The 6,866-nt window shown below is 71.8% G+C and carries 8 protein-coding genes; 4 read left to right on the forward strand and 4 right to left on the reverse strand.

Features of this window, described 5'->3' with window-relative positions:
- Window positions 1-263: 263 nt before the first annotated feature.
- Complete coding sequence (locus ACFT9I_RS36960; protein ID WP_382571813.1) at window positions 264-1,064, forward strand: enoyl-CoA hydratase/isomerase family protein; 801 nt, start codon at window positions 264-266, stop codon at window positions 1,062-1,064.
- 22 nt (window positions 1,065-1,086) lie between these two features.
- Here the strand turns inward: ACFT9I_RS36960 and ACFT9I_RS36965 are convergent, their stop codons facing one another.
- Window positions 1,087-1,683 carry a DNA-3-methyladenine glycosylase I gene (locus ACFT9I_RS36965; protein ID WP_382571815.1) on the reverse strand — a complete coding sequence of 199 codons (597 nt, stop codon included), beginning with the start codon at window positions 1,681-1,683 and terminating at the stop codon, window positions 1,087-1,089.
- On the reverse strand, window positions 1,680-2,078 hold the full coding sequence (locus ACFT9I_RS36970) for a hypothetical protein (RefSeq protein ID WP_382571817.1): 399 nt from the start codon (window positions 2,076-2,078) through the stop codon (window positions 1,680-1,682). Before ACFT9I_RS36970 ends, ACFT9I_RS36965 begins: the two co-directional genes overlap by 4 nt.
- 64 nt (window positions 2,079-2,142) lie before the next feature.
- Here ACFT9I_RS36970 and folP point away from each other — a divergent pair, with 64 nt between their 5' ends.
- Complete coding sequence (gene folP, locus ACFT9I_RS36975; protein ID WP_382571819.1) at window positions 2,143-3,015, forward strand: dihydropteroate synthase; 873 nt, start codon at window positions 2,143-2,145, stop codon at window positions 3,013-3,015.
- A 38-nt stretch (window positions 3,016-3,053) separates the two neighbouring features.
- On the opposite strand, the gene ACFT9I_RS36980 is transcribed toward folP, so the two are convergent.
- Window positions 3,054-3,803 carry a TIGR00730 family Rossman fold protein gene (locus tag ACFT9I_RS36980; protein ID WP_382571820.1) on the reverse strand — a complete coding sequence of 250 codons (750 nt, stop codon included), beginning with the start codon at window positions 3,801-3,803 and terminating at the stop codon, window positions 3,054-3,056.
- Between the two features lie 123 nt (window positions 3,804-3,926).
- Window positions 3,927-5,018: a succinyl-diaminopimelate desuccinylase gene (dapE, locus tag ACFT9I_RS36985; RefSeq protein WP_382571822.1), complete on the reverse strand. Its 1,092-nt coding sequence runs from the start codon at window positions 5,016-5,018 to the stop codon at window positions 3,927-3,929.
- Between the two features lie 94 nt (window positions 5,019-5,112).
- Between dapE and ACFT9I_RS36990 the strand changes: the two genes are divergently transcribed.
- Both ACFT9I_RS36990 and ACFT9I_RS36995 read left to right on the forward strand, forming a co-directional pair.
- On the forward strand, window positions 5,113-6,075 hold the full coding sequence (locus tag ACFT9I_RS36990) for a hypothetical protein (protein ID WP_382571823.1): 963 nt from the start codon (window positions 5,113-5,115) through the stop codon (window positions 6,073-6,075).
- A gap of 288 nt (window positions 6,076-6,363) precedes the next feature.
- Window positions 6,364-6,804: an ATP-binding protein gene (locus tag ACFT9I_RS36995; RefSeq protein ID WP_382571825.1), complete on the forward strand. Its 441-nt coding sequence runs from the start codon at window positions 6,364-6,366 to the stop codon at window positions 6,802-6,804.
- Window positions 6,805-6,866: the final 62 nt, after the last annotated feature.

The raw sequence follows: 6,866 nt of genomic DNA on the forward strand, positions 1-6,866 counted from the left end.
ACCGGCATCGAACACATTGCTTCCAGGCCATTATCCCGCATGGCGGGACCCGATGACCAACATCGGACGGCATCGCTTGCGCAACGCGCTCTCTCAAAACGACTCAATTCGGCGATCCGCCTGCGATACTTCGCCGCTGTTCACGGCTCTACGGCCCTGGATTGTTTGACGCAGGTCACATGCCGGCCTGCGGTGATCTCCGCCATGCTGGGGCCGGACAGGACAGCGGGACAGGCAGTCAGAGTCGCAGAGGAGATCCGATCATGGCCGACACGGTGCTGTACGAGGTGAGCGACGGGCTCGCGACCGTCACGATCAATCGGCCCGAGGCCATGAACGCGCTGAACATCGCGGCCAAGGTCGCCCTGCGGGACGCGCTGCGCGCCGCCGAGGCCGACTCCGCCGTACGGGCCGTCCTCCTCACGGCCACCGGGCGGGCCTTCTGCGTGGGGCAGGACCTGAAGGAGCATGTCTCGCTGCTGGCGGCCGACGCGGCCGACGGCAGCGGCGGGACCATGAGCACCGTGCGGGAGCACTACAACCCCATCGTGCGGGCCCTGACCGAGATGCCGAAGCCGGTCGTCGCCGGGGTCAACGGGGTCGCGGCCGGTGCGGGGCTGGGCTTCGCGCTCGCCTGCGACTACCGCGTCGTCGCCGACACCGCCTCCTTCAACACCTCGTTCGCGGGCGTGGCGCTGACGGCCGACTCCGGCGTGTCGTGGACGCTGCCCCGGCTGATCGGGCAGAGCAGGGCGGCCGACCTGCTGATGTTCCCCCGGTCGATCACGGCGGAGTCGGCCCATGAGCTGGGGATCGTCAACAAGCTGGTCCCCGCGGCCGATCTCGCGGCCGAGGCGGCGGCGGTCGCGCGCACCCTCGCGGAGGGCCCCACGCTGGCGTACGCGGCGCTGAAGGAGTCCCTGGCGTACGGCGCCGGCCACTCGCTGGCCGAGACGCTGGAGAAGGAGGGCGAACTCCAGAACCGGGCGGGCGCGTCGCAGGACCACGGCATCGCGGTCCAAGCCTTCCTCGACAAGGCGAAGCCCCGCTACGTGGGCCGCTGACGCCGCTGTCGGGTCGGCCCGCTCAGGCCTCGGTGAGCTGCCTGCGGACCAGGCACCCGGCCAGGTGGTCGTCGACCAGGCCGCACGCCTGCATCAGCGCGTACGCCGTCGTGGGACCGACGAATCGGATGCCGCGCTTCTTGAGCGCCTTCGCCAGCGCGGTGGATTCGTCGGTGACCGCCGGGACGTCCCCGATCGTCTTCGGCACCGGGCGCGTCGCCGGGTCCGGCGCGTACGACCAGATGAGGCCGTCCAGCTCGCCGGCGGGCCAGCCGGCCAGCTCGCGCGCGTTGGCGAGCGTGGCGTCGATCTTGGCGCGGTTACGGATGATGCCCTCGTCGGTCAGCAGCCGGGCGGCGTCCGCGTCGGTGAAGGCGGCGACGGCCGGGACGTGGAATCCGGCGAAGGCCCGGCGGAAGCCCTCGCGGCGGCGCAGGATCGTGATCCAGGAGAGGCCGGACTGGAACGCCTCCAGGCACAGCCGCTCGAAGAGCGCGTCGTCGCCGTGGACGGGGCGGCCCCACTCCTCGTCGTGGTACGTGACGTAGTCCTCGGTCGACAGGCCCCAGGGACAGCGCAGCTCGCCGTCCGGTCCCGCCACCGCTCCGCCGTCGGTCACCGCTGGTCCTCCTCGCCCGGGTTCTTGAAGAGATCGGGCCGGCCGACGGCCGTCGCCTGGGCGCCCGCCAGGCTGGACTCCAGCTCGGCGATCCGGGAGTCACGCTCGGCCAGCTCGGCGCCGAGCCTGGCCAGCACCTCGTCCACGTCCGCCATCCGATAGCCGCGGGCGCCGACCGGCAGGCGCAGTGCCTCTATGTCGGCGCGGCCGACCGGGCGTGTCGTGGGCAGCGGGTCCACGAAGTGTTCGGGCGCGGACTCGGGCAGCACCTCGCGGTCGCCGCCGCCGACCACCGCGAGAGTGACGGCAGCGACCACCACGACCATCGCGATGAGCAAGAACAAGAACACGAGCTTCTCCCCGGGGCAGGAAACGTCCGATCCCGATCGTGCCATGCGGGACCGACAGTTAAGGTCGCTGGCGACGGCATGGATGGCGGAAACGGGCGGTGACCAGGGGATGAGCAGCGGCACTCTGCGGCTGGGGCGGCGGGAGTTCGACGCGTACGAGCCGGTGATCATGGCCATCGTCAACCGGACCCCGGACTCGTTCTACGACCAGGGCGCGACCTTCCACGACCAGCCGGCGCTCGACCGGGTGGAGCAGGCGGTGTCCGAGGGCGCCGCCATCATCGACATCGGCGGCGTGAAGGCGGGGCCCGGCGACGAGGTGACGGCGGAGGAGGAGGCGCGCCGCACGGTCGGTTTCGTCGCCGAGGTCCGCAGGCGGTACCCGGACGTGGTGATCAGTGTCGACACCTGGCGGCACGAGGTCGGCGAGGCCGTCTGCGAGGCGGGCGCCGATGTGCTCAACGACGCCTGGGGCGGGGTGGATCCGGCGCTGGCCGAGGTCGCCGCCCGGTACGGCGCCGGGCTGGTCTGCACGCACGCGGGCGGGGCCGAGCCCCGGACCCGGCCGCACCGGATCGCGTACGACGACGTGCTCGCGGACATTCTCCGGGTCACGCTCGGACTGGCCGAACGGGCCGTGGAACTGGGCGTGCGCAGGGACGGGATCATGATCGATCCGGGGCACGACTTCGGGAAGAACACCCGGCATTCGCTGGAGGCGACCCGCAGGCTGGGCGAGATGGCGGAGACCGGCTGGCCGGTGCTCGTGTCGCTGTCCAACAAGGACTTCGTGGGCGAGACCCTCGACAAGCCGGTGAAGGAGCGGGTGATCGGCACGCTCGCGACGACCGCCGTATCGGCGTGGTTGGGCGCGCGGGTCTACCGCGTGCACGAGGTGGCCGAGACGAAGCAGGTACTGGACATGGTGGCGTCCATCGCGGGCCACCGGCCCCCGGCGGTGGCCCGCCGGGGACTGGCCTGAGCCACGGCCTCCTGGGGAGGAGGCCGCCGCCGATGCCGCTACTTGCCGGTCTCCTTGGTCACCAGCGCCACCGCCTCGTCCACGTCGTCGGTGACGTGGAACAGCAGCAGGTCCTTCTCGGACGCCTTGCCCTGCGCCACGACCGTGTCCCGCAGCCAGTCGATGAGGCCGGACCAGTACCGCGTCCCGAAGAGGACGATGGGGAAACGGGTCACCTTGCGCGTCTGGACCAGCGTGAGCGCCTCGAACAGCTCGTCCAGCGTGCCGAGGCCGCCGGGCAGCACCACAAAACCTTGGGCATATTTCACAAACATCGTTTTCCGGACGAAGAAGTACCGGAAGTTCACGCCGATGTCGACGTGCGGGTTGAGCCCCTGTTCGAAGGGCAGCTCGATACCGAGCCCGACGGAGACGCCCTTCGCCTCCCGCGCGCCCTTGTTCGCCGCTTCCATCGCGCCGGGGCCACCGCCGGTGATCACCGCGAATCCGGCCTCGACCAGCGCCCGGCCGATGCGCACGCCCGACTCGTAGTCCGGCGAGTCGACGGGCGTACGGGCCGAGCCGAAGACGCTGATGGCGCTGGGCAGTTCGGCGAGTGCGCCGAAGCCCTCCACGAACTCCGACTGGATGCGCATGACCCGCCAGGGATCGGTGTGCACCCACTCGGAGTCGCCTTCGGTGTCCAGCAGCCGCTGGTCGGTGGTGCCGGCCTGCACCTGGTCCCGGCGACGCAGCACCGGCCCGAGACGCTGCGTGTCCGGCTTCCGTGCTTCCTCAGGACTGCCCATGGACTGCTCCCTCCGCTGCTGTGCCAGTTCCCGGCCAGCGTAGATCCATGGAGGTGACAAACGGCGAAATTCCGGCGGTCGGTCCGGCTCCCCCGCCGTGCCGACCGCCCCGCCCGCGCCTCTTCAGGAGGTCAGCCACTCCCGCAGCCGGTTCTCGCAGTGCGTGATCCGCTCCACGGCCACGTGCTCGTCCCGCTTGTGGGCGAGCAGCGCGTCCCCCGGGCCGTAGTTGACCGCGGGCACCCCGAGCGCGCCGAAGCGCGAGACGTCCGTCCAGCCGAACTTGGGCTGCGCGGTGCCGCCCACGGCCGCCATGAAAGCGGCGGCGGCGGGGTGCGAGAGGCCCGGCAGGGCCGCGCCCGAGTGATCGTCCACGACGAACTCACGGACCCCGCAGTCGGCGAACACGGCGCGCACGTGCGCCACCGCCTCCTCCTCGCCGCGGTCCGGCGCGTAGCGGTAGTTGACCACCACGGTGCACGCGTCGGGGATGACGTTGTTCGCCACGCCGCCCTCGATCGCCACGGCGTTCAGGCCCTCCCGGTACTCCAGTCCGTCGATCACCGGGCGGCGCGGCTCGTACGCGGCGAGGCGGGCCAGGATCGGGGCCGCGGCGTGGATGGCGTTGGACCCCATCCAGCTGCGCGCCGAGTGCGCCCGCTCGCCCTCCGTACGGAGGTGGATCCGCAGCGTCCCCTGGCAGCCGCCCTCGACCTGCGCGTCGGAGGGTTCGAGCAGGACGGCGAAGTCCGCCTCCAGGAGGTCGGGGCGGGCGGCCGCCACATGCCCCAGGCCGTTGAGGTCGGCGGCGACCTCCTCGTTGTCGTAGAAGACGAACGTGAGGTCGCGGTTGGGGGCCGGGACGGTCGCGGCGATACGCAGCTGGACGGCGACTCCCGACTTCATGTCGGTGGTGCCGCAGCCCCACAGGATGCCGTCCGCGTCCAGCCTGGAGGGCACGTTGTCGGCGATCGGCACGGTGTCGATGTGCCCGGCCAGGATGACCCGCTCGGCCCGTCCGAGATCCGTACGCGCCACGACGTTGTTGCCGTACCGCTCGACGGTGAGGTGCGGCAGGGCGCGCAGCGCCTCCTCGACGGCGTCGGCGAGGGGCTTCTCGGCGCCGCTGACGGACGGGATGTCGACGAGCCGGGCGGTGAGCTCCGGGGCGTCCAGCGTGAGGTCCAGCGTGGTTCCAGGCTTCGTTTCGGGCATGGCCAGACCCTACGGCGTGGCCGGTGTCGGCCCGAGTCGGCAGGGGGCGGGCGGACCGGTCCTGGCCGACCGGCGGGGCCGGTACGGTGGGCGCGTGTCCGAGACCGCCTCCCCTCCCCGTCGCGGCCGATTCCTTCGGGTCGCGGCCGCGTTCACCGTGCTCCTCGCGGTGGCCGGCTACCTCGTCGTGCGGTTCGCCCCCGGCGAGAGCGGCCCGCCGCGCTGCACCGCGCGGGCCGCCGAGTCGTCGGACGGTGACGTCCCCACGTACGAGATGAGCCCGGAGCAGGCGGCGAACGCCGCCACGATCTCCGCGGTCGGCACCACCCGCGGCATGCCCGAGCGTGCCGTCACGATCGCCCTGGCCACCGCGCTCCAGGAGTCGGCGCTGCGCAACATCGACTACGGCGACCGGGACTCCGTCGGCCTCTTCCAGCAGCGCCCGTCGAAGGGCTGGGGCACGGTCGAGCAGATCCTCGACCCCGTGTACTCGGCGGGGAAGTTCTACACGAAGCTCGCCGAGGTGCCCGGCTACTCGCGGCTGCCTCTTACGGAGGCAGCGCAGCGGGTCCAGCGCAGCGGTTTCCCGCAGGCGTACGCGAAGCACGAGCCGGACGCCACGCTGCTGTCCGCCGCGCTCACCGGCAGGGCCGCCGCGACCCTCACCTGCACGGGCGGGAGCGACGGCGAGGCGGGCGATCCGGCGAAGGTACGGGCGGCCCTGACGCACGCCTTCGGGTCCGAGGTGCTGCCGGGCACCGACGCCGCCGCCCCGTCGGCGGACGACGGCGCGGCCGGCGGGCCGGCCGGCGGACAGGCCGTGGCCAAGGGCTCGGCGGAGGTCGCGGTGCCGGTCAACTCCTCCGACGGGAAACGTGGTTGGGAACTCGCCCACTGGGCGGTGGCGCACTCCGCCGATCTGCGGATCGCCGAGGTCTCCGTAGGAGACCGGGTGTGGAGCGTGGCGAAGTCCGACGAGGGCTGGCGCAAGAGCGACGGCGAATCCGGCCCGGAGAAATCCGCCGGAAACGACGTTCGAATGCGTATCGCGCAGTAGTACGTCGGGGTAGCCCGAACGGAGTAGTCGCGGCATATCCGGTCGGCATGGCACGGGCTCACCGGCCGGTTCACTCGTTCGGCGCCAAATCCCTTGCCAACAAAGCGAAGTGACGGTTCACCAGATCTCCGCACCGAGGATCCTTTGACCGTTTTTATCCGTAGCGGATAATGCGACGCATTACCAATTCTTTACTCTTGCACACCGCAACCTCAGGTGCCCTTGGAGGAGTTGTCACAGCGTCCGATCGCTGGACACGACAATTTCCTCTCCCGTCAAAGGAGCACCATGTCCCTCCCCCTGACCCGTCGGATCGCCCGTGCCGCGCTGCTTATCGCGGCGGGCGCAGCCCCCGTGGTCGGTGCGGCCGGCTCCGCCAGCGCAGCAGCCCTCCCCCAGACCGCCGACCTGGGCAGCGTTTCCCAGCTGGACGGCGCCGCCCTCGGTGACACGCTGGACAGCGGCGCCCGGCAGGCGACCGGCATCGCGGGCGAGGTCGGCGCCGAGACGGTCCGCACGTCCGTCCCGGCGGCCGGCGAGACCCTCGGCGGCGTCGCCAAGTCGGCGACCCCCGTCGCGCAGCGGGCGGCCGGTGAAGCCGCCGGCGGCGCCGGTCAGGTCCTCGGCGACGCGGCCACGTCCGTCACCGAGAACGGACTGCCGACCGAGTCCCTGGGCAACGGCCTGCCCACCGGCAAGCTCCCCGTCAACACCCTGCCGCTCGGCTGATCCCAGCCGGTCCGGCACGACGCGCACACGAAGGGGCCCGGGGAGTTCGTACTCCCCGGGCC

Source organism: Streptomyces sp. NPDC057137 (assembly GCF_042670825.1).
Taxonomy (GTDB): domain Bacteria; phylum Actinomycetota; class Actinomycetes; order Streptomycetales; family Streptomycetaceae; genus Streptomyces.

Coding starts and splice junctions, on each gene's coding strand:
- folP (WP_382571819.1), top strand. CDS start 2,143: ATGAGCAGCGGCACTCTGCGGCTGGGGCGGCGGGAGTTCGACGCGTAC.
- ACFT9I_RS36970 (WP_382571817.1), bottom strand. CDS start 2,078: ATGGCACGATCGGGATCGGACGTTTCCTGCCCCGGGGAGAAGCTCGTG.
- ACFT9I_RS36960 (WP_382571813.1), top strand. CDS start 264: ATGGCCGACACGGTGCTGTACGAGGTGAGCGACGGGCTCGCGACCGTC.
- dapE (WP_382571822.1), bottom strand. CDS start 5,018: ATGCCCGAAACGAAGCCTGGAACCACGCTGGACCTCACGCTGGACGCC.
- ACFT9I_RS36980 (WP_382571820.1), bottom strand. CDS start 3,803: ATGGGCAGTCCTGAGGAAGCACGGAAGCCGGACACGCAGCGTCTCGGG.
- ACFT9I_RS36995 (WP_382571825.1), top strand. CDS start 6,364: ATGTCCCTCCCCCTGACCCGTCGGATCGCCCGTGCCGCGCTGCTTATC.